The organism is Nonomuraea pusilla (genome assembly GCF_900109355.1).
Classification (GTDB): domain Bacteria; phylum Actinomycetota; class Actinomycetes; order Streptosporangiales; family Streptosporangiaceae; genus Nonomuraea; species Nonomuraea pusilla.
Window position 1 is genome coordinate 490289 of record NZ_FOBF01000002.1, and the last position, 23823, is coordinate 514111.

24 protein-coding genes and 1 pseudogene are annotated in these 23823 nt (G+C 72.8%); 8 read left to right on the forward strand and 17 right to left on the reverse strand.

Features of this window, described 5'->3' with window-relative positions:
* Positions 1-181: 181 nt before the first annotated feature.
* Genes BMX74_RS05175 through BMX74_RS05185 form a run of 3 tightly spaced genes read right to left on the reverse strand, consistent with a single transcriptional unit; the run spans position 182 to position 3281 of the window.
* Positions 182-1390 carry a cytochrome P450 gene (locus BMX74_RS05175; protein ID WP_091098648.1) on the reverse strand — a complete coding sequence of 403 codons (1209 nt, stop codon included), beginning with the start codon at positions 1388-1390 and terminating at the stop codon, positions 182-184.
* Positions 1387-2073 carry a TetR/AcrR family transcriptional regulator gene (locus BMX74_RS05180; protein ID WP_091098649.1) on the reverse strand — a complete coding sequence of 229 codons (687 nt, stop codon included), beginning with the start codon at positions 2071-2073 and terminating at the stop codon, positions 1387-1389. Before BMX74_RS05180 ends, BMX74_RS05175 begins: the two co-directional genes overlap by 4 nt.
* Positions 2067-3281, reverse strand: a complete 1215-nt coding sequence (locus BMX74_RS05185; protein WP_091098652.1) for a cytochrome P450 — start codon at positions 3279-3281, stop codon at positions 2067-2069. Before BMX74_RS05185 ends, BMX74_RS05180 begins: the two co-directional genes overlap by 7 nt.
* 154 nt (positions 3282-3435) lie before the next feature.
* Here BMX74_RS05185 and BMX74_RS05190 point away from each other — a divergent pair, with 154 nt between their 5' ends.
* Positions 3436-3903 carry a MarR family winged helix-turn-helix transcriptional regulator gene (locus BMX74_RS05190; protein WP_055501848.1) on the forward strand — a complete coding sequence of 156 codons (468 nt, stop codon included), beginning with the start codon at positions 3436-3438 and terminating at the stop codon, positions 3901-3903.
* A 60-nt stretch (positions 3904-3963) separates the two neighbouring features.
* On the opposite strand, the gene BMX74_RS05195 is transcribed toward BMX74_RS05190, so the two are convergent.
* Positions 3964-5151, reverse strand: coding sequence for an FAD-dependent oxidoreductase (locus tag BMX74_RS05195; protein ID WP_091098653.1), 1188 nt, complete (start codon positions 5149-5151; stop codon positions 3964-3966).
* Positions 5152-5210: 59 nt separating this feature from the next.
* Between BMX74_RS05195 and BMX74_RS05200 the strand changes: the two genes are divergently transcribed.
* Complete coding sequence (locus tag BMX74_RS05200) at positions 5211-5789, forward strand: TetR/AcrR family transcriptional regulator (RefSeq protein ID WP_055501850.1); 579 nt, start codon at positions 5211-5213, stop codon at positions 5787-5789.
* A 162-nt stretch (positions 5790-5951) separates the two neighbouring features.
* A pseudogene (locus tag BMX74_RS45410) lies at positions 5952-6119 on the forward strand (DUF4158 domain-containing protein); the annotation flags it as partial.
* A gap of 124 nt (positions 6120-6243) precedes the next feature.
* Here BMX74_RS45410 and BMX74_RS43835 read toward each other — a convergent pair.
* Together BMX74_RS43835 and BMX74_RS43840 are read right to left on the reverse strand one after the other, a co-directional pair.
* A complete protein-coding gene (locus BMX74_RS43835) occupies positions 6244-6918 on the reverse strand; it encodes an alpha/beta fold hydrolase (RefSeq protein WP_177227227.1) in 675 nt (224 codons plus the stop codon).
* 49 nt (positions 6919-6967) lie between these two features.
* Positions 6968-8134 carry a YbfB/YjiJ family MFS transporter gene (locus BMX74_RS43840; protein WP_177227229.1) on the reverse strand — a complete coding sequence of 389 codons (1167 nt, stop codon included), beginning with the start codon at positions 8132-8134 and terminating at the stop codon, positions 6968-6970.
* Positions 8135-8312: 178 nt separating this feature from the next.
* On the opposite strand from BMX74_RS43840, the gene BMX74_RS05215 reads away from it, so the two are divergent.
* Complete coding sequence (locus BMX74_RS05215; RefSeq protein WP_091098657.1) at positions 8313-8912, forward strand: TetR/AcrR family transcriptional regulator; 600 nt, start codon at positions 8313-8315, stop codon at positions 8910-8912.
* Between the two features lie 226 nt (positions 8913-9138).
* Here the strand turns inward: BMX74_RS05215 and BMX74_RS05220 are convergent, their stop codons facing one another.
* Positions 9139-9684: a YceI family protein gene (locus tag BMX74_RS05220; protein ID WP_091098660.1), complete on the reverse strand. Its 546-nt coding sequence runs from the start codon at positions 9682-9684 to the stop codon at positions 9139-9141.
* Positions 9685-9944: 260 nt separating this feature from the next.
* Between BMX74_RS05220 and BMX74_RS05225 the strand changes: the two genes are divergently transcribed.
* Complete coding sequence (locus tag BMX74_RS05225; protein WP_055501855.1) at positions 9945-10745, forward strand: MBL fold metallo-hydrolase; 801 nt, start codon at positions 9945-9947, stop codon at positions 10743-10745.
* Between the two features lie 28 nt (positions 10746-10773).
* Here BMX74_RS05225 and BMX74_RS05230 read toward each other — a convergent pair whose 3' ends face one another.
* Both BMX74_RS05230 and BMX74_RS05235 read right to left on the reverse strand, forming a co-directional pair.
* Positions 10774-11301 (reverse strand): pyridoxamine 5'-phosphate oxidase family protein, encoded by a 528-nt coding sequence (locus BMX74_RS05230; RefSeq protein ID WP_055501856.1) that lies wholly within the window; start codon positions 11299-11301, stop codon positions 10774-10776.
* Positions 11302-11405: 104 nt separating this feature from the next.
* On the reverse strand, positions 11406-12380 hold the full coding sequence (locus BMX74_RS05235; protein ID WP_091098661.1) for a helix-turn-helix transcriptional regulator: 975 nt from the start codon (positions 12378-12380) through the stop codon (positions 11406-11408).
* Between the two features lie 137 nt (positions 12381-12517).
* Here BMX74_RS05235 and BMX74_RS05240 point away from each other — a divergent pair, with 137 nt between their 5' ends.
* Entirely contained in the window at positions 12518-12913 is a 396-nt protein-coding gene (locus BMX74_RS05240) for a RidA family protein (protein ID WP_055501858.1), read from the forward strand.
* A 43-nt stretch (positions 12914-12956) separates the two neighbouring features.
* On the opposite strand, the gene BMX74_RS05245 is transcribed toward BMX74_RS05240, so the two are convergent.
* From BMX74_RS05245 to BMX74_RS05265, 5 genes are all read right to left on the reverse strand, one after another.
* On the reverse strand, positions 12957-14306 hold the full coding sequence (locus tag BMX74_RS05245) for an amino acid permease (protein ID WP_177227230.1): 1350 nt from the start codon (positions 14304-14306) through the stop codon (positions 12957-12959).
* Between the two features lie 179 nt (positions 14307-14485).
* Positions 14486-15274, reverse strand: a complete 789-nt coding sequence (locus tag BMX74_RS05250; protein ID WP_091098666.1) for an enoyl-CoA hydratase/isomerase family protein — start codon at positions 15272-15274, stop codon at positions 14486-14488.
* Positions 15271-16794, reverse strand: coding sequence for an AMP-binding protein (locus BMX74_RS05255; RefSeq protein ID WP_256256782.1), 1524 nt, complete (start codon positions 16792-16794; stop codon positions 15271-15273). Before BMX74_RS05255 ends, BMX74_RS05250 begins: the two co-directional genes overlap by 4 nt.
* A gap of 59 nt (positions 16795-16853) precedes the next feature.
* Entirely contained in the window at positions 16854-17486 is a 633-nt protein-coding gene (locus BMX74_RS05260; RefSeq protein ID WP_055501861.1) for a TetR/AcrR family transcriptional regulator, read from the reverse strand.
* 9 nt (positions 17487-17495) lie between these two features.
* Positions 17496-17801: a helix-turn-helix domain-containing protein gene (locus BMX74_RS05265; RefSeq protein ID WP_055501862.1), complete on the reverse strand. Its 306-nt coding sequence runs from the start codon at positions 17799-17801 to the stop codon at positions 17496-17498.
* Positions 17802-17923: 122 nt separating this feature from the next.
* Here BMX74_RS05265 and BMX74_RS05270 point away from each other — a divergent pair, with 122 nt between their 5' ends.
* Positions 17924-19063: a serine hydrolase domain-containing protein gene (locus tag BMX74_RS05270; protein WP_177227232.1), complete on the forward strand. Its 1140-nt coding sequence runs from the start codon at positions 17924-17926 to the stop codon at positions 19061-19063.
* Positions 19064-19075: 12 nt separating this feature from the next.
* Here the strand turns inward: BMX74_RS05270 and BMX74_RS05275 are convergent, their stop codons facing one another.
* On the reverse strand, positions 19076-20200 hold the full coding sequence (locus BMX74_RS05275; RefSeq protein WP_091098672.1) for an FAD-dependent oxidoreductase: 1125 nt from the start codon (positions 20198-20200) through the stop codon (positions 19076-19078).
* A gap of 53 nt (positions 20201-20253) precedes the next feature.
* On the opposite strand from BMX74_RS05275, the gene BMX74_RS05280 reads away from it, so the two are divergent.
* Positions 20254-20946: a TetR/AcrR family transcriptional regulator gene (locus BMX74_RS05280; protein ID WP_091098674.1), complete on the forward strand. Its 693-nt coding sequence runs from the start codon at positions 20254-20256 to the stop codon at positions 20944-20946.
* Between the two features lie 11 nt (positions 20947-20957).
* On the opposite strand, the gene BMX74_RS05285 is transcribed toward BMX74_RS05280, so the two are convergent.
* Positions 20958-21923, reverse strand: coding sequence for an oligopeptide/dipeptide ABC transporter ATP-binding protein (locus tag BMX74_RS05285; protein ID WP_218153881.1), 966 nt, complete (start codon positions 21921-21923; stop codon positions 20958-20960).
* Entirely contained in the window at positions 21920-23788 is a 1869-nt protein-coding gene (locus BMX74_RS05290) for a dipeptide/oligopeptide/nickel ABC transporter permease/ATP-binding protein (RefSeq protein ID WP_256256797.1), read from the reverse strand. The genes BMX74_RS05285 and BMX74_RS05290 overlap by 4 nt, the downstream gene beginning before the upstream one ends.
* Between the last annotated feature and the right edge of the window lie 35 nt (positions 23789-23823).

Sequence of the window (23823 nt, forward strand, 5' to 3'; positions counted from 1 at the left end):
TCAGGGAAGGAGCCGCGCACCGCCGCTCACTCCGGCGCATCGGCGGCATCTACGCGTGACAGGGAATCTCCACACCTGTGACACGCGGCCCCCCGCGCCGCGTCCGGACGCGCGCCCCCGCTGCAGGCCGCCGTGCCTGTGCGCGGGCCTCCTCTTCCTCGCGGCCGGCCCCTGGCCGCGCTCACCAGGTGACGGGCAGCTCGTAGACGCCGTAGACCTGGCCGTCGTGCTTGAACGGGACGTCGCCGAGGTCGGCGGCCAGCCGCAGGGTGGGGACGCGCCGGTAGAGGGTGCCGTACACGACCTGCAGCTCCATGCGGGCGAGCGACTGGCCGAGGCACTGGTGCACGCCGAAGCCGAACGCGATGTGGCGGCGCGCGTCGCGCCGCACGTCCAGGCGGTCGGGGTCGGGGAAGGCGCCGGGGTCGCGGTTGGCGATGTCGTTCGGCATGATGATGCCCTCGCCGGCGCGGATCACCTGGCCGCCGATCTCGATGTCCTCCAGCGCCACCCGGCGGCGCCCGCTGTGGGTGATGGTGAGGTGGCGCAGCAGCTCCTCCACGGCCCCCGCCACCAGCTCGGGGTCGCCGCCGTCGCGCAGCAGGGCGAGCTCGGCGGGGTTGCGCAGGAGGACGAGGGTGCCGAGGGCGATCATGTTGGCGGTGGTCTCGTGCCCGGCGATGAGCAGCAGCACGCCCATCTGCGCGGCCTCGCGTCTGGTCAGCTCGCCCGACTCGACCCGGGCGGTCAGGCGCGACAGCAGGTCGCCGGAGGGGTGGGCCGGCTTGTCGCCCACGAGGCCGTCCAGGTAGTCCGTCAGCCTGGCCGCCGCGGCGGCACGCTCCTCCGGCGGGGCGTCCCGCCTGATGACGGTCTTGCTGGCGTCCTGGAAGAAGGCGTGGTCGGCGTACGGGACGCCGAGCAGCTCGCAGATCACCAGCGACGGCACCGGCAGGGCGAACGCCTCGACCAGGTCCACGGGCTTGGGGCCGGCGAGCAGGTCGTCGATCAGCTCGTCCACGATGCGCTGCACCGCCGGGCGCATCGTCTCCACCCGCCTGATCGTGAACGGCGCCTGCACCATGCGGCGCAGGCGGGCGTGCTCGGGGTCGTCCATGAGGATGAAGCTGGCGAAACCGCCGCCGATCGGGACGTGCCTGGGGTAGCCGGGACGCGTCACGTCGGCGCTCACCCTGCGGTCGGCGAGCAGCGCGCGCTGCTCGGCGTACCGGGTGACGAGCCACGGCGTGCTGCCGTCCCACAGCCTGACCCTGGCGAGCGGGCCCTCCTCCTGCAGCGCCCGCAGCCCCGGCGGCGGGTCGAACGGGCAGCCCGCCGCCCGCACGCCGGGGAACGCCTGGAGTTCCGTCGCGTCTGCCGTGTCGGTCATCGTCTGCCCTCCTGCCTGGTGACGCCCATGCGGGCCGGAACCGCCGTGACGGGAGCCGTCCACAGAGCGGTGATCGCGTCGATGAGGCCGGTGGCCGCATCGTCCCAGCTCGGACGCGGGGTGGGCAGGCCCTCGGCCAGGGCCCGCTCGCGTTCGGCGCACATGTGCACCATCAGCTGGCTGGCCATCGCGTTGCGCTCGGCCCGCACCTCGGGCGGCAGCTCGGGCAGGCACCGGTCCAGCTCCTCGACGATCCGGACGAGCGACGGCGACGTGAGCGCCTCCTCGATCATGATGCCGCGCAGCACGGGGTCGGTCATCACCTGTGCCCCGAACCGGGCGAACCAGGTGGGGCGGCCCAGCGCGTCCAGGTGCTCGGTGATGGGGCGTACCAGGCAGGCCACCCAGTCGCGGACCTCGGCCGAGCCCTCCGCCTCGCCCAGCGCCCGGCGCCGCAGGCCCTCGATCCGCTCGGCGTGGCTGCGCACGATGGCGCGTACCAGATCGGCCTTCGTGCCGAAGTGGTAGCCGACCGCGGCGTTGTTGCCCTGGCCGGCGGCCTCGCTGACCTGCCGGTTGGAGACGGCCACCACGCCGTGCTCGGCGAACAGCCGCTCGGCCGCCGCGAGGATGCGTTCCCGGGTCGCTCCGACCCGCTCGGCCCTGACCGCCACCGTCACCACCGCACGGGGACGTCGCGCAGCCCGCCCACGACGAGCCCCTCCACGCGGCGGAGCTCCTCGGGCGGCACGGCCAGCTCCAGCGTCGGCAGCCTGCGCAGCAGCACGGTCAGCACGGCCTGTAGCTCGGTGCGGGCCAGCGCCTGCCCCAGGCAGGAGTGCGGCCCCACACCGAACGTGAGGTGCGGGTTCGGGCTGCGCCCGAGGTCCATCTCCCCCGCCCGGTCGAAGACGGCGTCGTCACGGTTGGCGGCGGCCATGTTGCACACCGCGGTCGTGCCCGCGGGCAGCACCCCGCCGCCGATCTCGGTCTCCTCCCCCAGGTAGCGCGGCAGGCCGAAGCCCGCGTTCGCGTCGAACCGCAGCGCCTCCTCCACCGCCGTGCGCACCAGCGACGGGTCGGCGAGCAGCCGCTCCCAGCGGGTGCGGTCGGCCAGCAGCATGGCCGTCATCTTGCCGATCATGTTGGCGGTGGTCTCGTGCCCGGCGACCAGCAGCCCGACGCCGGTGGCCACCAGCGCGGCGTCGGACAGCCCGCCGTCCTCCTCACCGCCGGCCGCGATCAGCTCGCTGAGCAGGTCGTCGCCCGGTTGCTCCCGCTTGGCCGTGAGATGCGCCGTCATGTACGCCGTGAACTCGGCGTGCGCGGCGGCGATCTCCGCCTTGCCGTACCTGGTGAGGTTGAGCAAGGTGTCGGACCAGTGGGAGAACCTGTCGCGGTCGGCGGCGGGCACGCCCAGCAGCTCGCAGATGACGTACACCGGGAGCGGGAAGCCCAGGCACGCCTTCAGGTCGGCCGGTGCGCCGCGCTTGACCATGTCGTCGACGAGCCCCTCGGCCATCTCCTCGATGGCGGGCCGCAGCGCCGTCATCCGCTTGGCGGTGAACCACCGCCCGACCAGCCTCCGCCACCGCTGGTGCCCTTCGCCGCCGGGCGGGATCGCGGTGCCGAAGTCGCCGTCGAACACCCCGCCCGCCTCCGACACGCGGGCGGCGTCGGCCGCCGTGAGCCTGCGCGTGAAGCGGGGGTCGGCCAGGACCTGCTTGACGTCCTCGTAGCGGGTGAGCAGCGTCGCCTCGTCGCCGCTCGGCAGCCGCACCCGGGCCACCGGGCACTCCTGCCGCAGCCGGGCCCATGCGGCGGGCGGCTCCAGGGCCGTCTCGCCGGGGATCGGGTAGCCGAACACCTGACCACTGCTGTCTTGACTCACCGTGACCTCCCCCAGTCAGCTCACGTCGCCCAGAGAATCAGGCGTGCGGCGGCAAGTCAAGCGACTGATTTAAAATCTGCCCGGATTTGATGGGGCGGGCGGCGGACCCTACGGTGGTCGGCAGCGCGTACGCGGCTACGGGGAGGGCGCTCGCATGGCCAAGGACACAGGTGAGCAGCTGGGCGTCGTCGCCGCGCTCGTACGCTCCGCCTTCCTCGTCGACGCCGTCTACGCCGAGGCGGCGCGCGAGCACAAGATCACACCGCAGCAGGGGCAGCTCCTGTGCGTGCTCATGGCGCAGCCGTACGGCATGGGCGAGCTGAGCGCGATGCTGCGGCTGGCCAAGTCGAGCCTGACCGAGCTGGTCGACCGCTCGGCCCGCCGCGGCCTCGTGCGCCGCGAGCCCGACCCGCGCGACGGCCGCGCCATCCGGGTGGCGCTCACCGAGCAGGGCGCCGAACTCGCCGAGACCTTCTACACGGCGGCCTGCCGCCGCATCGACGAGCTGCCCTCCGTCCTCGGCCCCGCCGAGCGCGACACCCTCGCCGAGCTCCTCGGCCGCCTGGTCCGGCAGAACAACGCCCCCGCGGTCTTCCTCGAACCGGACGAGACCTCCCACTGACCGCACCGCGATCCCGCCTGCCGGCAACGGGAGGGCCGGCTCACCGAGGAGAGCCCGCGCTCACTGTCCGGCGGCCACGTCGCGGGCGCCGGGCGGCTCGTCCTGGACGTGCCAGAGGGCGGCCAGCCGGCGGGTGGCCAGCCGCGACGGCACGGCGCGCAGCAACGTGTCGCGCAGCGACGCGGCGATGCCGGTCCGGGAGGTCAGACGCGACTGCCGGGACGCCGCCCGCATGACGCGGTTGGCGCTGGGCCTGCGCTCGGCGTCGTAGTCCAGGAGCCGCCGGGCCGCGTCCGCCGGCTCGGCGCCGGCCAGGTGGCGGCACAGCGCGGCCGCGTCCTCGAATGCCTGGGCGGCGCCCTGGCCGAGGTCGGGCGACATGGCGTGCGCGGCGTCGCCGAGGAGCGCGACCCTGCCGGCCGCGAACGCGGGCAGGGGTTCGGCCAGGTGGCAGATCGCGTCCACGTGGACGTCGGCGGGCGGGGTGGCCTCGATCAGCGCGGTGACGAGGGGATGCCAGTCGGCCATCAGGGCGAGCATCTGCCGGCGCGCCTCGTCCGCGCCGGGCGGCCCGCCGTGCAGGACGGAGTCGGTGAACCAGTACAGGCGGTTCTCCCCGATGGGGAACAGCCCGAACATCGCGCCGCTGCGACGGTCGACCAGCTGGGTGGCGAGCAGCTCCGTCGCCAGGCCGGCAGGACGGGGCAGCATGCCACGCAGGTCCATCCTGCCGGTGCGTCGCACCCCGGGATGGCCGGGGAAGAGCTGCGCGCGAAGCGTGCTGCGCGTGCCGTCGGCCGCGATCACGGCGTCCGCTCTCGCGACCGGGCCGCCGCCGCTGATCAGGGTCACTCCGGCGGGGCCGGGTTCCAGGCGCTCGACCGGGGTCGCGGTCCGCACCAGACCGGCGGGGAGCGGGGCGCGTAACGCCCGGTGCAGTTCGGCGCGGTCGGCCATGGCGGGCATTTCGACCTCCTGCCGCGCCTGAGCCAGGTCGGTGACCAGCAGCGGCCGTCCGCGCCAGTCCCGCAATCCCCCGCCGCTCACTCGCATGACGTGTCCGCGAACGTCGCCGCCCAGCCCCAGCGCGTCCAGCGCGCGGAGCCCGTTGGGCATGACGACGATCCCCGTGCCCGCTTCACGCAGCTCGGGGCCGCGTTCGAACAGTGTCACCTCATGGCCCAGGCGATGCAGTCCCGCCGCGGCCGCCACTCCCCCGAGCCCGGCGCCGACGACCGCGATCCTCATGAGACCTCCCCGCTCATTCACTACGATCGTACTAGTACGGTTATTGGTACCATGGTGGTGTGCCGCCCATTAACCCGGCCCGCCGCCAAGTCCTGGCCGACGCCGCGATCGAGCTGCTGGCCTCGTCCGGAGTGCACGGGCTGACCCACCGCGCGGTGGAGAAGGCAGCCGGCCTGCCGGCGGGAACCGCCTCGAACTACTTCCGCAGCAGGGAAGCGCTCCTGGTGGCCGCCGCGGAGCGCATCGCCGGACTGCACCACGCCGACACCGCCCGGGCCGTCGAGCAGCCAGCGACGCTGGTCGACCTGCTCACGGAATCGCTGCTCACCGCGGCGACCACCCTGCGCAGCCGCTACCTGGCGATCTTCGAACTGCAACTGGAGGCCACGCGGCGGCCGGTGCTCGCCGCAGCGCTCGCCGGCCTGCAGGACACGGCGTCGCACCTCACGGCCGGGCACCACGGCGAACTCGGTCTCGCCACCCCGCCGGAGAAGATCCCCGTCCTCATGGCGCTCTACGGGGGTGCGCTGTTCACCCTGGTCAGCGCGCCGCCGGGGAGCGTCAGCAGGGTCGTCGTCCAGAACGTGGCCGAAGGCATCGTGCACGGCCTCGCGGGACCCGCCCAGCGGCGGCCTTGATCAAGCGGCCGGTGTTCGCCGGGGGCGGGACGTGCGCGCAGGCCCGCCCCGGGCTCCCGTGGTCGCCCCCCGTGCGCGTGCCGGGGCATGACGAGCATCCGAACGAAAAGTTCCGTCGTCCATGCCGGTTGAGTCCTTGAGTGACGGTGAGGCGGCCGTTTCCTGGGTGCTCCGTCGCGGGCGGAGCTGGAGCGGTTCTTCTACCTGGACGACGCGGACCGGGCGCTGATCGCCGAACGGCGTGGGACACACGCGCGCCTCGGCTTCGCCCTCCAGTTGACGACAGCCCGCTACGTCGGGCGCCTTCCGACCGACCCGCTGGACGTGCCCGACGAGGTGCAAGGGCAAGGCCGAGGGCTACCCGACCTCGGCCCCGCCGGTGTTCTGATCTATCTCGCGCTGCCCCGTTCGGGGTTGATGAGGATGGTGTGGAGGACTGGCCTGTGGTCGGGGGTCAGCTGGTTTCGCCGGTTTCGAGCAGGATCTCCAGCAGGTCTTGCGGAGCGTCGCGCATGAGGTTGTGCCCGCTGTCGAGTGCGTAGGTGGTCCATGCGGACTCCTGACGTAGCCGCTGGTAGGTGGCAGTGAACGGTGATGGGGTCGGCCATCCTGCCGCATACACGTAGACGTCGCGGCGGCTCTGAGCAGAGCTGCCGGTGACACGCAGCGGCTGGAGGAGGGAGGCGAGGGGGTGAGGGGTGGCTCGCGGGTCGAAGAAGGGCATCGGACGGACCGCGTTGCCGGTCTCGGTGACCTCCAGATACCACTGCCGTTCGTTGTCGGAGACCAGGCTCCACATGGATTCGCCGTCGGCTGGAACGACGGCATCCAGATAGACCAGCGATCTGACGCGCTCGGGCACACGGTCGGCGACTCCGGTGATCACCATTCCGCCGTAGCTGTGGCCGACCAGGACCGCATCCTGGAGTCGCTCGGCCGCCAGCACACCGGTCACGTCCTGGATGTGGGTGTCCAGGTTCACGCCGCCATGCAGGAGATGGCTGCGCTCGGACAGCCCGGTCAAGGTCAGGGGATAGGCGCGGTGCCCGTGGGAGCGCAACTGTTCGGTGAGCTCCTGGAAGCACCAGCCGCCATGGCACATGCCGGGAATCAGCACGAAGGTGGTCACTGTCGTTCTCCTTGTCCGATGGCCGGCGAAGGCCGGCGTGCGGGTGATCTCAGGGTGCCGGTTCGGTCGTTGCGACGGCGGCCGTGGCGGGCGGCGCGGGCGGTCGATGGTGGCCTGCGGCGGCGGCGATCGCCGCCGCGGCGGCGCACAGGATCGCCGTCCAGGCCAGCGTGGCGTCGGTCGAGGTGTGATCGGCCAGGATGCCGGCGAGCCATGGACCGGCGGTCTGGCCCACCGCGAACACGGTGGTGAAGGCCGCGAGCGTGGCCGTCCAGCCGGCGGGCGGGGTTCCGGCCTTGACCAGCGCGGTGACGGCGGCGGGCACGCTCATGAACGTCGCGCCATAGACGATCGCGGACGCCAGGACGACGGGCAGGGCCGGGGATGTCAGGGCCAGTGCGGCTCCGCCGGCGAGCAGGACCAGCAGTGCGGCGAGCGCGCTGCCGCCGCGCCAGCGAGTGATGGGACGGCTCCACAGCGCCGGTGCCACCACGACCGCCGCCCCCAGGGCCGTCCAGATGAGCGCCACCTGCGCGAGTGGGGCATGGCGCTCGGCGAGGTAGGCGGACAGGAACGTGATGTACGTGATGTATCCGGTTGCGAACAGCAGGTAGGCCAGGAGCACGCGGCGCAGAGGGCGCAGTCGCGCTCCTCGGGTGGTGGCGGCCGGTTCCTCCATGCCCTGGCTTGCGGCCGTCCAGCTCACCAGGGTGGCCAGGCCGGCGGCAAGCCCCATGCCGACCCAGGCGACGCGCCAGTGAGCACCCAGTGCCGGGATGGTCGCGCCGCTGAGGATGATGCCCAGCCCGGTGCCGGCGAAGTAGACCATGATGGGGGTGCCGGAGGAGGCGCGAGTGGCGATCCGCGATGCGATCACACCGCCGGTGACGAAGACCACCGCCCCCGTCACGCCTGCCGCGGCCCTGACGGCCAGCAGCGCCGGATAGTGGCCGCTGACCGCGGTGCCCGCCAGCGCCACCGCGGTCAGCACCATGCTCCAGCGGAAAGCGGCCGCGCTACCCACCCGCCGGACCAGGCCGGCGGTCACCAGCGCGCCGAACAGGTAGCCGAGCCCGTTGGCGGCGCTCATCACCCCGGCCTGGGTCAGGCTCCAGCGCAGATCATCGCGCATGGCCGGCAGGAGCAAGCCATAGGCGAAGCGGGCCAGGCCGAGAGCCGAGGCGGTACCCGCGGCCAGTCGCACCGCCTGCCACACCGGTGGCCTCACTACCCGGCCGCCAGGGCACGGTGCTCGGCGATTCCGCGCAGAGCGGCCCCACTACGACGATCGCCCCGACGAACAGTGATCACGTTGACGGCGCTCCATGAGATCGAACCGATCGGTACGATCTGCGACCCTAACAGTGAATCGAACCGAGCGGTACCATCCGTGTGTGCCAGTGACCAAGGGAACGACGATCGACCCGGAGCGCACCCGTGCCGCCATCCTTCAGGCGGCCACCCCGCTGCTGTACCAGCGCGGACTCGACGGCATCGGTGTCGCCGAGCTGTGCGCGCGCATCGGGGTGTCCAAGGAAACGCTCTACCGGCACTTCGGCACCAAGGACGGCCTCGTCGCGGCCATGCTGGAGGTGCGCAGCCAGCGGGTGTCCGACTGGCTCGCCGCGGCCGTCGCGGCGGCCGGAGAAGACCCGGCCGACCAGCTGGCCGCGATCTTTGACGCCTTGCGGCAATGGCATGAGGAACCGACTTTCCGCGGCTGCGCCGTGGTGAACGCGGCCGCCCAACACCACGACCAAACCGTGCGCGCCATCACCGCACGGCACCTGGACCGCTACCTCGGCCTTCTCACCGACATCGCCGAACGCGCCGGAGCCGCGGCCCCCGCCGCCCTCGCCCGCCAACTGCTCATCCTGGTCGAGGGCGCCACCGTCGTCGCCGCGCACCACCGTACGACCGGAACCGCCGACCAGGCCCGCGAGGCTGCCCTCATCCTGCTGGCGACGGCCACCGCCACCCCGCCCGGCTCCTGACGCCGCACAGCCGCACCGCTGCTGGTCGGGGGACTTCGTCAACGGCCCGATGGCTGCCTGGATACACCAGAACTGCGGTTGGACGGTGCTACAGGGGGCCGAACTGGCCGATTGCGCCCCCACGGGCGGATCCAATCAAGCCGCCGTCCCCCACCAAGGCTGTCCACCTGGCGACAGGGAGCGAAGGCCTGCCCCTCCGCAGGGGCCGACGGGAGCGCCGGAGCGCTCAGGGCTGCCGGATCACCGTGACGTCGAACTCCAGCAGCACCTTCGGGCCGACCATGACCCTGGTCGCGGCGTTCCAGTTCACGCCCCAGTCGTTGCGGTCGATCGTGACGCCGCCCTGGAAGCGGACCCGGAGGGCGCCCCGCTGGTCGTCCTCGACGCCGGTCAGCTCGAAGTTCACGGTCACCGGCTTGGTCACGCCCCGGATGGCCAGGTCGCCGGTGACCTCGAAGGCGGCGCCTCCGGTCTGCTCCACCCCGGTCGAGGTGAAGGTGAGGGCCGGGTGGTCGTCCACCCTCAGGAACGCCCCGCACAGGTGGTCGTCACGCCGTCGATCGCCGGTCCGGATGCTCCTGGCCTGAACGGCGAGCCGGACCCGCGACTTCGACGGATCACCGCCGTCCAGGTACGCACCGCCCTCGAACTCGCCGAACCGCCCGCGCACCCTGGTGGCCATCGTGTGCCGGGCGACGAAGCCGATCGTCGTACGGGCGGGGTCGAGGACGTACTCGCCGGTCAGCCCGCCGAGCTGGGTCGTGGTGGACATGCTTGGGCAACTCCTGCAGAGGTGGTCGGAACGTCGGCCCAGGCCGGTCGCGCGTCCTGGGCTGGAGCGTCCCGGCGAGCCGATGTGCGGTCTTCAGCAGTACGACGACGCGGCAGCCCGGAATGTGAGGTGGGACGAGGCGGCATTGAACGGGCACTCCGACCGAGGCTCATTCGCTTCACCCAACTGCTTGCAATCGGCAACCGGCCGGTACTAGCGTCTCGGCAAGTGGTTGCAGATCACAAGCGGAAGGGGCCGCCGTGCTGAGGCAGGTCGCGGAGGGCGTGCTGATCCACGAGAGCGAGTTCTGCCGAAGCAACGCCGTCGTCGTGCAAGGCCGCGACGGCGTGCTGCTCATCGACCCCGGGGTGCAGGGCCACGAGATGGCCTGCCTCGCGAACGACCTTCGCGCATGGGGCCGGCCCGTCGTGGCGGGTTTCTCGACGCATCCGCACTGGGACCACCTGCTCTGGCACGCCGGGCTCGGCGCGGCGCCTCGTTACGGCACGGCCCGCTGCGCGGCCGTTGTCCGAGATCGGCTGCCGGACGCGGGTGCGAAGGCCCGCGTCGCCGCCCGGCTGATACCGCCGGACATCGCCGAGCAGGTGCCGCTGGACCTGCTCGGCCTCATCACCGGCCTGCCCGCCGGCACCGCGCGGATCCCTTGGGACGGCCCTCACGTCCGGATCATCGAGCATCAGGCGCACGCCGCCGGCCACGCGGCGCTGCTGATCGAGGAGCGCGGCGTCCTCGTCGCCGGCGACATGCTGTCCGACGTCCTGATCCCGATGCTCGACGTGAACGGCGCCGCGGACCCGATCGAGGACTACCTGACCGCGCTGCGGCTGCTCGAAGGCGCGGCGGACGACGTCGATGTCCTCGTCCCCGGCCACGGGTCCGTCGGCCGAGCCGATCAGGTGCACGCCCGCATCGAGCAGGATCGCGCGTACGTGCACGCCCTGCGTGACGCCCAGGATCCCGGCGACCCGCGGATCGGCCCGTCGGCCACGTACGACTGGGTGCGCGGCGTGCACGAGCGGCAGTTCCAGCAGCTCAGTTGAGGAAGCCGCGGGACGGCCGCCCGGCCGTTCAGGACGGGGACGCCGCCGTCAGCTTCGCGATGTCCGGGGCGTAGACGGTCATCCAGTGCGGATGCAGCCGGTAGTAGACCACGTCGTCGTCCCAGTCGAAGGCGTCGTCGCCGTAGAAGCCCTTGAAGTACGCGAGCAGTTCGGGCCAGTCCGGGGCCGGCTCGCCGTCCCGCGGGTTGAGGATCTCCACGGTGCCGTGCGTGAACACGCCCAGGTCCTCGCCACGCATGTGCGCGACGCTGACGGCGGGGCGGGCGGCGAGGTGGCGGGCCTTGGCGGCGTTGCGCGCGGTGCCGAAGTACCACTTCCCGTGCAGGAAGTGCCCGTCCGCACCGCTGATCCGCGGCTCGCCCTTCGCCGTCACGGTGGACAGGGCGAGGGTGCACATGCCGGTCAGGATCTGGACGAGTTCCTCCGCGGTGGTGGTGCGTCCGGTGACGATCGAGCGGAGGTGTGAGGTGGAGCGAGAGAGGGAGGCCTCCAGGAGGGCCTGAAGCTCTTTGATCTCTTCTGGCGTTTCGCGCATCGGTGTCCTTGTCTATCCGTAGACCCGGTCCACGTCCGCCATGGACGCGCCGACCGGTGAGACCATACTCGGCACAAAACCCGACACCCTCTGTCGTGTTTCGGTCAGGATGACTTTCCGTAGCGGGTGGCGAGGGCGGTGGCGCGTTCGCGCAGGGAGTCGCGCAACCACTGCGGGGCCACGGCTTCCGCGTCGGTGCCGAGCTGCCACAGCGCCCATTCGGCGTGTCTCGGATCTTGGAAGGTCACCTCCAGCCGCAGCCGGCCGTCCGGTTCGGTTTCCTCGGCGTGGACGGCCAGCGCGGTGCCCAGGAGGTCCTCCCGCCGCGCCGGGTCCACCCGTGCCAGCACGGTGACCTGGTCGCCGCCGGTACGGAACCGGGTGCTGCGTTCCTGCCAGGCCCGGTGCAGATCGACCCGGTCCGGTCGCCGCGCGGGTTCGGCGAGTTCCTCGGCGGCGAGGACCCGGGACAGCCGGTAGGTACGGTCCGCGCCGGACCTCGTGGCCAGCAGGTAGCCCTGGTCGCGTACGGTGACCAGGCCGATCGGGTCGACCGTGCGCCACCTCGGGGTCTGGCCCGCGGCCGCGTAGTGGATCCGCAGCCTGTGCCCGGCGAACACCGCGCGCAGGACCTCGGCCGACACGGCGTCAGGCACCTCCTCGGCGACGAGCCGGCGGGAGAGGAGGTCGGTCTCCGGATCGATGAGCAACCGCTCGGCCGCGCCGGCCGCGGTGTCGCGGTAGCTTTCCGGCAGGGCGTCGACCACTTTGAGCATCGCCGAGGCGAGCGCCGAGCCGAGGCCGAACGCCTGCGCGCCACGCCGCGATCCGGCCACCAGCAGGGCGAGGGCCTCGTCGGGGTTCAGCCCGGTGAGCTCGGTCCTGAAACCGGGCAGCAACGCGAAACCGCCGTGCCGGCCGCGTTCGGCGTAGACGGGGACGCCGGCCGCGGACAGCGCCTCGATGTCGCGCAGCACGGTGCGGGTGGACACTTCCAGCTCGCGGGCCAGCGTCGCCGCGGACAGCCGGCCGTGCCGCCGCAGCAGCAGCACCAGCGAGACCAACCGGTCGGCACGCACCCGAGAACCCTACTGAAATACACGACACAGGATGTCGTGATTTGTTTGGGAGGCTCATCGACGCGATCAGGAAGACGGCGGCTTCCGAGCCGATCGACGTAGGTCAGGTCGACGAACCGAACGGAGCGAATGTGGCAATGGAACGAACGGCGGTCAACCCGTGGGCGTGGTCGGTGGAGCTGGGGTACAACCAGGGCGAGCTGGTCACCGGGCACACCCGGACCCTGTACGTCTCCGGGCAGGCCGCGATGAGCGGCGACGGCACGCCCCGGCATGCCGGTGACATGGCGGCGCAGCTGGCGCTGAGCCTCGACAACCTGGAGGCCGTGCTCGGCGAGGCCGGCATGTCCCTCGCGAACCTGGTCCGGCTCAACGTCTGCACCACCGACGTCGATCTGCTCTTCCAGCACTACGGCGTGCTGGCGGGGCGGTTGGGCGCCGCCGGGGTGGCGCCGTCCACCACGATGCTCGGGGTGGCACGGCTGGCGGTCCCCGGCCTGATGGTCGAGCTTGAGGGCACCGCCGTCGCGTGACACGGGCTCGCCGCCTCCGGCAGGGCCGCCGGAGGCGGCGACGTCAGACGCCCTCTCGCGCGACGGCGTCGGGGGCCGCCCCCCTGCGGCGTGACCTGATCTCGTACGCGAGGAGCGTGCCGCCCACGGCGGCGGCGACCGCGCCGACGACGGGGAGCGCCCCGGGGGACGAGGCGACGGCGGCGAAAGCCAGGACCAGCAGCACCACCACGACCCGGCTCAGCCAGGGGAAGCCCCACATCCGCAGCCGGAGCAGCTCGGGCGACTCGGCCTCCATGCGGCGGCGCAGCCGCAGCTGGCTGAGCGCCACGAAGACGTAGAGCACCAGCACCAGCAGCCCGGCGGTGTTCATCAGCAGGTCGAAGGCGTCGTCGCCGACCGCGAACGCGGCGACCATCAGGACCAGCGCCAGCGCGGCGCCGCCGAGCAGCGCCGGCGCGGGCACTCCGGACGCGCGGACCCGGGCCGCCGCGGGCGGGGCGTCGCCGCGCGCGGCCATCGCGCAGAGGACGCGCGAGGCCGCGTACAGCGCGGCGTTCATCACCGACACGACCGCGACCAGGATGACCCAGGTCATCAGGGTCGCCGCGCCGGGGACGCCGAGCTCGGCGATGGCGGTGGCGAACGGGCTGTCGGTGCCGTTGGCGGGGACGCGGTCCCACGGCACGACCGCCAGGATGACCAGCACCGAGCCGACGTAGAAGATCAGGACTCGCCAGACCACCCGCAGGGTGGCCCGCGCGACCTCCTTGGCGGGCTCGGCCGACTCCGCGGCCGCGATGGTGACGATCTCCGCGCCGAAGTAGGAGAACAGCACGGTGACGAGGGCGGCGAGGACCGCCCCCCAGCCCTTGGGGGCGAACCCGCCATGGTCGGTCAGCAGGGCGAGACCGGCGCCGGCGCCGTCGGACGGCCACAGGCCCAGGACGTACAGCGTCCCGGCCCCGAGGAACGCCACGATCACCACGATCTTGGCCGAGGCCAGCCAGAACTCGGTCTCGCCGAACAGCCGCACCGAGACCAGGTTGGCCGCGGTGAGCGCCGCCAGCAGCACGACGGCCGTCGGCAGCACCGGGACGCCGCCGGACAGGGAGTGCAGCAGCTTGGCCCCCGCCACGCCCTCGAACGCGACCGCGACGATCGCGAACAGCCAGTAGCACCACCCCACCAGGAATCCGGCGCGCGGGCCGAGGGCGGTGTGGGCGTAGTCGGCGAACGAGCCCGCCGAGGGCCGGGCGGCGGCCATCTCGCCGAGCATCCGCATCACCAGGACGACGATCAGGCCGCCCAGGGCGTAGGCGACCAGCGCCGCCGGGCCGGTGTCGGCGATCACCTTGCCGCTGCTGACGAACAGGCCGGCGCTGATGACGCCGCCGAGCCCGATCATGGTCATGTGCCGTCGTTTGAGTCCGCGGTGGAGCGATCCCCCGCTGTCGTGCCCGGTCATGGCGTTCGGCTCCCTGCTGTTCTGGGATAGGGGAGGTCGGGCCCCGGCCCATGGGCGGGCCGGGGTCTCGTTGATAGCGGGGCGAAACGGGCGGCGGGCGCGGTCGGCGCCCCGCCGCGGGGCGGTCAGTCGCCGCGGTAGACGGCGGGGCGCCGCTCGATGAAGGACCGGACGCCTTCGAGCACGTCCTGGCTGCGCAGGCAGGCCAGCAGCCCCTCGGTCTCCAGGTCGAGCACCTCTTCCAGGTCCAGCTCCCACACCCGCTGCATGGCCTGCTTGATCAGGCGTACGGGGGTGGGAGCGGCGGTGGCGACGCGTTCGGCCAGCTCCAGCGCCGTGTCGATCAGGTCGGCGTCGGGGACCAGCCGGCTGACCAGCCCCGCGCCGTACGCCTCGGCGGCGCCCACGGTCTCGCCCGACAGCAGCAGGTCCACCGCGCGACCGTGGCCGACCAGGCGGGGCAGCGAGTACAGCACCCCGTTGCTCGGGAACAGGCCGCGGTGCACCTCCTTGAACGCGAACGAGGCCGAGTGGCCGGCCAGCCGCAGGTCGCTGGCGATGGCCAGCTCCACGCCGACACCGACCGCGATCCCGTTGACCGCCGAGATGATCACCTTGGGGTGGGTGGTGAAGCGGCGGGTGAGGTCCTGGAGCGCGGCGGTCTGCTCCACCAGGTCGGCGTTGGACCCCGCGGCCAGCCGCGCGCCGGCCTCCTTCAGGTCGGTGCCGGCTGAGAAGGCGCGGCCGGTGCCGGTGAGCACCAGCGCGCCCACGGTGTCGTCGCGGGCGGCCTCGTCCAGGACGGCGACCAGCTCGCCGTAGGTGCGCCGGCGGAAGGCGTTGAGCACCTCCGGCCGGTCGAAGGCCACCAGCAGTGCCGAGCCGGCGCGGCGCACCCGCAGATCGGTGCTCATCGGTTCTCCTCACGGGTGTCGTAGGCGCCGCCCCGTCCCGAGGGCAGCAGGTGCTTGGCGATGCGTTCGGACGGCGTCATCGGGAACGCCTCCACGAACTCCACGAACCGCGGCGTCTTGAAGTCGGCCAGCCGCGCGCGGACGTAGGCCACCAGCTCGCCAGGATCGACCGGCTCGGCGGTCTGCACGAACGCCTTGACCTCCTCGCCGAACAGCTCGTCGGGCACGGGGACCACGGCGGCGGCGCGCACGGCCGGGTGGCCGGTCAGGACCGCCTCCACCTCGGCGGCGGCGATGTTCTCGCTGCCGCGCCTGATCATCTCCTTGAGCCGCCCGACCAGGTGGTAGTGGCCGCGGGCGTCCCGGTAGCCGAGGTCGCCCATGGGGTACCAGCCGTCGCGCAGCAGCGGCTCGTCCCTGTTCCAGTAGCCGGTCAGCATCGGCTCGCCGCGTACCACGATCTCGCCGACCTCGCCGTCCGCGGCGTCGGATCCGTCCTCCCGGACGACCTTGGCCTCCTTGCCGGGGACGGGCCGCCCCATCGCGCCGGTGCCGACGGACGCGGTGTCCTCGGGGCTGACGGCCAGCACGACCCCCGCCTCGGTGCTGCCGTACGCCTCCCGCCAGGGCGCGCCCCAACGCTCCTCGATCGCGGCGTGCAGGGCGGGCGTGATGCCGGAGCACAGCACGAGCCGGACGCGGTGGGCCCGGTCCCGTTCGGGGTCGGGCGGCTGCTTGAGCAGCAGCAGCGGCATCGTGCCGAGGACGTAGAAGAAGGTGACGCCGTGCTCGCGGACCGACGGCCAGAAGCCGGAGGCGGAGAAGCGCGGAAGGATCACCAGCGGGATGCCGGTCAGCAGGCACAGCACCGTGTTCCACTGCGGGTCCATGTAGTAGAACGGCTGCGCGGTGAGGTCCACGTCGTCAGGTGTGACGGCGGCGACGTCGGCCGCGAGCTCGGCCAGGTGGAGCCAGTACCGGTGGGTGAGCATGCAGCCCTTGGGGAACCCGGTCGTCCCCGAGGTGTACTGGAGGTTGACCAGGTCGTCCCAGCCGACGTCGGGCAGCTCGCGGACGCCGGGCGCGGCGGCCAGCTCGGCGCCCGCGTCGAAGGCGCCGGCGGCCCGGACGGGTTCGGGGGCGGGACCGGCGTCGGCGGGGTCGAGCAGCCCGACCTCGCCGAAGTCCAGCGCCAGGAGCGCCTCGGCCGCGGCGTTCGAGCCGGCGAGGGCCAGCACCGCGCCGGAGTCCTTGACGACGTGGGCCAGGTCGGCGCTGCGGTAGCCGGGGTTCACCGGGACCATCACCGCGCCGAGCTTGGCGATCGCCAGCCAGGCGACCGGGAAGCCGACGCCGTTGGCCAGCATCACCGCGACCCGGTCGCCGCGGCGGACGCCGTGCGCGGCCAGCACGTCCGCCAGCCGGTTGGTCCTGTCCTCCACCTGCGCGACGGTGGTCTCGACGCCGTCGAAGCGGAACAGCACCCGATCGCCGTCGGTGGCGGCCCGGTCCCGGAGCAACCCGCCGAGGCCTCCCGCGATGCTCTCGGCCGCTCTCCCGCCGCGCGGCGGCGCGGCGCTCACGCCCGCCGCCGGGTGGCCAGGTCGAACATCGTCACCAGCTCGGCGGCGCAGTCGGCCAGGTCGATGGCCTCCTCGTCGAAGACCCACTGGAGCATCACGCCGTCGATCGCCCCCTGGACGGTGGCGGCCAGCGTGGCCGGCGAGAAGTCGCGGAAGTCGCCGCTCTCCTGGCCGCGCCGCAGGATGCCCTCCAGGTGGTGGCGGCACGGGTCGTACATGTCGGCGTTGAAACGGCGCTTGGCCTCGGGCGATCCGAAGCTGCCCCAGATGTCCACCAGCGTGACGAAGTTGGCGCGGTTGGCCGCCATGAACTCGAAGCTGGCCTCGATGAAGGCGCGTAGCCGGCGCGGGGCGTCAGGCGCCTGGTCCACCCGGGATTTGATGAACCGGTTGGTCTCGGTGAACAGGGCGTTGATGACCTGCTGGATCAGTTCGTCCTTGCCGGCGAAATGGTAGGAGATCACGCCCTTGCTGATGCCGACGTCCTGGGCGATCCGGGCCAGCGACGCCTGAGACAGCCCGGCGCTGGCGATGGTGGAGATGGCGCCCTCCACGATCTGCCGCCGCCGGGCCTCCTCGATGAACGAGGTCTTCTTCTTCTGACCGTCCTGGACGATTTTTGACCGCATGGCCAGGATTCAAGCCTGGCGAACGTCGCGCGGCAAGCCCTGGTCAGCGACTGTGCGGTTTCCCCCACCCCGCGCCGCGCCGTTCACCGGCCCGTTCGCCGCGAGGTAGTGCAGCACCGCCAGCACCCGGCGGTTGCTCGCCGCCGACGCGGGCAGCCCGAGCTTGGCGAACACCGAGGTGACGTGTTTCTCGACCGCCCTCAGCGACACGTACATCTGGTCGGCGATGCCGGTGTTGGACCAGCCCTCCGCCATCAGGGCGAGCACCTGGCGCTCTCGGGGCAGCAGGGAGTCGTCCCAGCCGGAGTCGGGCATGGCGGCACCTCCTCGGTACGGGAAACCGCAGAACTTGCGCGGACCTCTTGCGTCACTCATACCATCTGGATTGGATTCTGGCCATGCGGTCAAAAATTAGGCACCATGTCCAGAAGTCCCGGGTGTTCGGCGCAGTCCTGGCCGGCGTGGTGCTCGGCGGCGGCCTCGCCGCCCCGGCCCATGCCCGGACGGCAGGCGTCGCCGCCGCGGGCCGGGACACCATGAACGCGCAGCTCCGCTGCGTGCTGGACGGCGTCGTCACGCCACCCGTGCCCGGCGCGATCCTCTCCGTGACCGGGCCCGGCCGGAGCTTCGAGGGCGCGGCCGGCGTGTACGAGCTGGGCGGACGCGCCCTGCGCACCTCCGACGCCTTCCGGACGGCCAGCGTCACCAAGACGATGACCGCGGCCGTCGCGCTCCGGCTCGCCGAACGCGGCGACCTGCGCCTGGACGCGCCCATCGGCCGATACCTGGACAGGAAGCTGGTCGCGCGCATCCCGAACGGCTCGCGGATCACCGTCCGGCAGCTCCTCGACCACACCGCCGGGGTGTACGACTACGTCTCGGACGAGAAATGGTTCCAGTACGTGCTCGATCACCCGCAGAAGACCTGGAAGCCCCGGGAACTGGTGGACTGGGCGCTGCGTTCGGGTAAGCCCTACTTCGCGCCCGGCCGGGGCTACCACTACTCCGACACGGGCTACGTCCTCGCGGGGCTCATCATCGAAAAGGCCGGCCGCAGGCCGCTGCACCAGTTGTACCGGTCGATGCTGCTACGGCCGCTGAAGATGGACCGCACCTACCTCGAATGGTGGGAGGCGCACCGCGGCCCGCGCGCCCACAACTACCTCGCCGAGCGCGACACCTACGACTTCAACCCGACGTTCGACACGTTCGGCGGCGGCGGCCTGGTCTCCACCGCGGCCGACCTCAACCGGTTCATGCGCGGTCTGTTCGAGGGCAAGGTCTTCAAGCGTCCGGCGACGCTCCGCACGATGCTGCGCGTCACCCCGCAGAGCGTCAAGGCCGGCTCGGCGTACGGCCTGGGCATGTCCCGGATGAGCCTGGCGGGCGAGACCGTCTACGGGCACAACGGCTTCTTCGGCGCGCTCCAGGTCTATGTGCCGAAGCTGCGGGTCGCGGTGACCGGCACCCTCACCCAGGCCGGGATGGCGGCCAAGGAGCAGTCGAGGTGGTTCATCGAGAACGCCCTCCTGGTGAGCATCGGCAAGCCACCCGCCGACCTCTGCAAGCGCGACTAGGCGGATCGACGGTCAGGACGGCTGGACTTCGTCGAAGAGGGCGAGGGCCTGGGCGGGGTCCGGGCTCACGAGGCGTTCCAGACCGGCCGCCGTCATCTTCGCCCAGCTGCCGGCCCGTGCCCACATCTGTTCCTCGAAGGCGCGGACGGCCTCGTCCAGATCGCGAGGGCCGGGGGCGGCGGCGACGGACTCGGCGAGTTCGGCGCCTTCCAGCATGGCGAGGTTCGCGCCCACGCCCAAGGGGGGCATCAGGTGGGCGGCGTCGCCGAGGAGCGTCACCCCGGGGACGTGGGCCCAGGTGTGGGACACCGGCAGGACGTGCAGAGGGCGGTGGGCGAAAGCGGTGCCGTGGCGGAGGAGGTCGAGGACGGGAGCGGTCCAGCCGTCGAACAGAGCCAGCAGGCGTGATCGCACGGCCTCGGCGTCGGCCAGGTCCAGGCCCGTGTGCCAGTCCAGCGGCGCGCGGAACTGGGCGTACACCTTGACGTGGCCGCCGCTGTTGCGCTGGGCGACGAGGGCACGGTTGACGCCGTACACGGCCAGGGCCCCGTCGCCGATCAGCCGGGCGAGGGCGGGGTGGCGGGTGTCGACGTCGTCCAGGGAGGTCTCGACGAAGGTGACGCCGGTGTAGTGGGGCGTCGCGGACGACACCGCCGGGCGGACCCGGGACCAGGCGCCGTCCGCGCCGACCACGAGGTCGAACGTCTCCTGCCGCCCGTCCGCGGAACGGACCAGCACGCCGTCCCGCGTCCCCGGCACCACCTCCGTCACGGCCCTCCCCCATCGAACGTCCAGCGGGCCGAGCAGCAGGTCCCGGAGCTGCCCGCGATCGATCTCGGGATTGGCCAGGTCGTCGGGACCGGGTCGCCAGTCGCGAAGCACCGTGCCGTCCGTGTCCAGGATGCGCATGGCCTGCCCCTCGGGGCGGGCCAGCGCCTGGAACTCCGCCAGCAGCCCCGCCTTGCCCAGCGCGAGCTGGCCCAGGTTCTCGTGCAGGTCCAGCGTGCCGCCCGGGGGGCGGGCGTCGGGGGCGGGATCGCGTTCGAGGACGGTGACGGGGTGACCGTGGCGGTGCAGGACGCGGGCGAAGGTGAGGCCGGCCGGGCCGGCTCCGATCACCGCGATACGATGTCTCATGTCGATACACTGTATTTCTGCGAGACGGCGTATCGCAACAGTACGATGTATGCATGACTGTGTGGGACCGGCCGGAGCCGCCGACTCGCCCCGCGCCGCTCGACCGCGCGCGGATCGTCGCCGCCGCCGTCGCACTGGCCGACGAGGGCGGGCTGGAGGCGGTGTCGTTGCGCAAGGTCGCAGCCCGGCTCGACGTCGGCCCGATGCGGCTCTACGGCTACATCTCCACCAAGGAGGAGCTGTTCGACCTCATGGTGGACGAGGTCCACGCCGAGATCCTCCCCGAGCGGCAGCCCGGCCACTGGCGGGAGGCGCTGCGCGTCCACGCCCACCGCACCAGGCAGGCCGCCCTCCGTCACGAATGGCTGGCCGACCTGCTCGGCGGCCGTCCGACCCTGGGCCCGAACGCCCTCGCCGTGACCGAGGCCACGCTGGCCCCCCTCGACGGCCTCGCCGACGTCGACACCGTCATGCGCGCCGTGGAGACCGTCAGCGCCTACTTCACCGGCGCGATCAGGCGCGAGATCGCGAACCTGCGGGCCGAGCGCGCCACGGGCCTGTCCGAGCGCGACTGGCAGCGCGCCTCAGGCCCGCATGTGAGCAGGATGCTGGCCACGGGCCGCTTCCCGACGCTGGCCAAGGTCGTGCACGACGGCACGGAGGTGGACGCCGAGACGTCCTTCGCGACCGGCCTGGAGTGGGTCCTCGACGCCGTGGCCGCCAGACTCACCCGGCCACCGGCGTGACGCTTCGCTGCTCACACCACCGTCTCGGGCGGGACGAAGTGGCAGGCGGCCCGATGCCGGCGGCCGTCGGCGCCGACGGCCGGGTCGAGCGTGACGCAGATCCGGCGCGACTCGTCGGCGAGCGGGCCGACCGGGCAGATCGTGCGGTAGCGGCAGCCCGACGGCGGGTGCAGCGGGTCCGGCGGCTCGCCCTCGGCGACCTGCTCACCGTCGAGCCCGGCGAGTGCGGCCGCCTCGATCAGCGCGCGGGTGTACGGATGCTGCGGAGCGGCCAGCAGCGTGGGCGTCGGCGCCCGCTCGACGATCCGCCCGAGGTGCATGACCGCGATCTCCGTGCAGAGGTAGCGGACCACTGCGAGATCATGGGAGATCACCAAGAGGCCCAGGCCGGTCTCGGCGCGCAGCCGCCGCAGCAGGTTGAGCACCGAGCCCTGCACCGAGACGTCGAGCGCCGCCGTCACCTCGTCGGCGACGATCACGTCCGGACGGGTGGCGAGAGCGCGCGCGAGGGCGACGCGCTGGCGCTGCCCGCCGGAGAGCGCGCCCGGCCGGACCTGCGCGTGGGCGGGGTCGAGCGCGACCTGCTCCAGCAGGCGCGCGACCTCCGCGGCGCGTGCCTGGCGGCTGAGCCGGCGCCCTGCCGCCGCCGCCTCTCCGATCGCCTCTCCGACGGTCATGCGCGGGTTCAGCGACGCGCGAGGATCCTGGAAGACGAGCTGCACGCGCCGCCGCAGCTCCCTCAGGCGACGGCCGCGAGCCCCGGCGTAGTCGCGGCCGTCGAGCAGTACCTGGCCGCCGGCGGCCGGCGTGAGGCCGACGATCGCCCGCGCGCAGGTCGACTTGCCGGAGCCCGACTCGCCGACCAGCCCGAGCGCGCCCCCTGCCGGGAGGTCGAGCGTGACGCCGTCGACGGCCGTCATCGCCGCACGGCCGTCGCCGACCCGCACGCGGAGGTCACGCACCGACAGTGTGTTCACCGCTTCATCTCCTGTTCCCGCACCGGCAGCGCGGCGCCCTGGGGGTGCCAGCAGGCGACGCGCCGTCCCTCTCCCAGCGTCTCCAGCAGCGGCAGCCGCTCGCGGCAGCGGTCGCTCGCATGCGCGCAGCGGGGCGCGAACGCACAGCCGCCGGGGACGGCGTCGAGCGCCGGCTGGCGTCCGGGGATCGTCGCCAGCGGGCGGTCCAGGTCGGCGTCGAGCGTAGGCGTCGCGGCCAGCAGCGCCCTCGTGTAGGGATGCGCCGCATCCACGCGCATGCGGTCGGCGGCGAGTTCCTCGACGACGCGGCCCGCGTACATCACGAGCACGCGCTCGCAGAAAGCCGAGATCACCGAGATGTCGTGCGAGATCAGGACCACGGCCGTGCCGTGCTCGGCATTGACGCGGCGCAGCACGCGCAGCACCTGACGCTGGACGGTGACGTCGAGCGCCGTCGTCGGCTCGTCGGCGACGATCAGGCTCGGGCGTGTCGTCAGCCCCATCGCGATCGTGACGCGCTGCCGCATTCCGCCGGACAACTCGTGCGGGTGCTGCCTCATCCGTCGGGCGGCGCCCGGGATCCGCAGCTCGCGCAGCTGCTCGACGGCACGCACGCGCGCCTGCCCGCGCGTCGCCCCGAGGTGCGCCTGCGCGGCTTCGCCCACCTGCCGCTCGATGCGCAGGACCGGGTTAAGCGAGCTGAGCGGATCCTGGAAGACCATCGCCAGCGACGTCACCAGCAGCCGCCGGCGTTCGCGCTCGGGCAGCTCGCGCGGATCCCGTCCATGGAGCGCCAGCCGTTCGGCCTGTACGGTTCCAGGCGGTTCGATGAGATCAGCGATCGCGAGTGCCGTGAGGCTCTTGCCCGATCCCGACTCGCCGACGATCCCGACGCGCTCGCCGGCCGCGACGGAGAAGCTGACGTCGCGGACGGGCGTGAGCGTGCCGCCTTCCCCCTCGAAGGTGACCGAGAGACCGTCGACCTGGAGGACGGCGTCGGAACCGGCCGCAGACGGGCCGCTCGCGGGGACGGCAGAGGAGGCGGCCGCCGATCGGGAACGACCGCGCCCGGACCGCCGGGCCGGTCGGATCGTCTCACCCGCCAGCGCGCCGGCGAGAGCGTCGCCGGTGACGTTGAAGGCGACCCCGGCGACGATGATCGCGATTCCGGGCCCGAGCGCCGCCGCCGGCGTCACGTAGATGCGATCCAGTCCGGCGTTGAGCAGCGCGCCCCAGTCGTACTGCGGCTCCTGCACGCCGAGGCCGAGAAAGCTCAGCGCCGACAGCGCCAGCAGCGCCCCGCCGATCGCCATCGCCACCTGCAGCACCAGCGCGGGCGCGATGTTGGGCAGGACGTGGCGGAGCATCAGCCGCGGCAGCGAGATCCCCGTCATGCGGGCGGCGGCGACGTACTCGGAACCGGCGACCTGCGCCGCGAGCGTCTGCGTCAGGCGCGCGAAGGCGGGCGCGATCGCGACCGCCAGCCCGACGACCGCACCCGTCGCGCCGACGCCGGTGATCGTCGCGACCAGCAGCGCGAGCAGCAGGCCCGGCAACGCCAGCAGCAGGCCGATCGCACTGCCGGCGAGCTTGCCCAGACGCGGGCCGAGCACGGTGGGCAGGAGCCCCAGCAGCAGCCCGAGGCCGCAGCCGAGCCCGGCCGTCAGCAACGCGAGCACGAGGGAAAGGCGGGTCGCGACCAGCACACGCGCGAGCATGTCGCGGCCGAGGTCGTCGGTCCCGAACGGGTGCGCCCACGACGCCCCTTCGCCGAGCCTTTCGAGGTCCACCGCTGCTGCGCGGTCGCCCCAGAGCATCGGCCCCACGAGCGCGAGCGCCAGCAGTACCCCGAAGACGGCGAGCATCGCCACGCGGGCCGGCGAGAGCCGCTTGCGTCCCA

Excerpts from the sequence above, each read along its gene's own strand:
- BMX74_RS05175 (WP_091098648.1), bottom strand. The coding sequence starts at position 1,390 with ATGACCGACACGGCAGACGCGACGGAACTCCAGGCGTTCCCCGGCGTG.
- BMX74_RS05190 (WP_055501848.1), top strand. The coding sequence starts at position 3,436 with ATGGCCAAGGACACAGGTGAGCAGCTGGGCGTCGTCGCCGCGCTCGTA.
- BMX74_RS05195 (WP_091098653.1), bottom strand. The coding sequence starts at position 5,151 with ATGAGGATCGCGGTCGTCGGCGCCGGGCTCGGGGGAGTGGCGGCCGCG.
- BMX74_RS05220 (WP_091098660.1), bottom strand. The coding sequence starts at position 9,684 with ATGTCCACCACGACCCAGCTCGGCGGGCTGACCGGCGAGTACGTCCTC.
- BMX74_RS05230 (WP_055501856.1), bottom strand. The coding sequence starts at position 11,301 with ATGCGCGAAACGCCAGAAGAGATCAAAGAGCTTCAGGCCCTCCTGGAG.
- BMX74_RS05240 (WP_055501858.1), top strand. The coding sequence starts at position 12,518 with ATGGAACGAACGGCGGTCAACCCGTGGGCGTGGTCGGTGGAGCTGGGG.
- BMX74_RS05245 (WP_177227230.1), bottom strand. The coding sequence starts at position 14,306 with ATGACCATGATCGGGCTCGGCGGCGTCATCAGCGCCGGCCTGTTCGTC.
- BMX74_RS05250 (WP_091098666.1), bottom strand. The coding sequence starts at position 15,274 with ATGAGCACCGATCTGCGGGTGCGCCGCGCCGGCTCGGCACTGCTGGTG.
- BMX74_RS05260 (WP_055501861.1), bottom strand. The coding sequence starts at position 17,486 with ATGCGGTCAAAAATCGTCCAGGACGGTCAGAAGAAGAAGACCTCGTTC.
- BMX74_RS05265 (WP_055501862.1), bottom strand. The coding sequence starts at position 17,801 with ATGCCCGACTCCGGCTGGGACGACTCCCTGCTGCCCCGAGAGCGCCAG.
- BMX74_RS05275 (WP_091098672.1), bottom strand. The coding sequence starts at position 20,200 with ATGAGACATCGTATCGCGGTGATCGGAGCCGGCCCGGCCGGCCTCACC.
- BMX74_RS05280 (WP_091098674.1), top strand. The coding sequence starts at position 20,254 with ATGACTGTGTGGGACCGGCCGGAGCCGCCGACTCGCCCCGCGCCGCTC.
- BMX74_RS05290 (WP_256256797.1), bottom strand. The coding sequence starts at position 23,788 with ATGCTCGCCGTCTTCGGGGTACTGCTGGCGCTCGCGCTCGTGGGGCCG.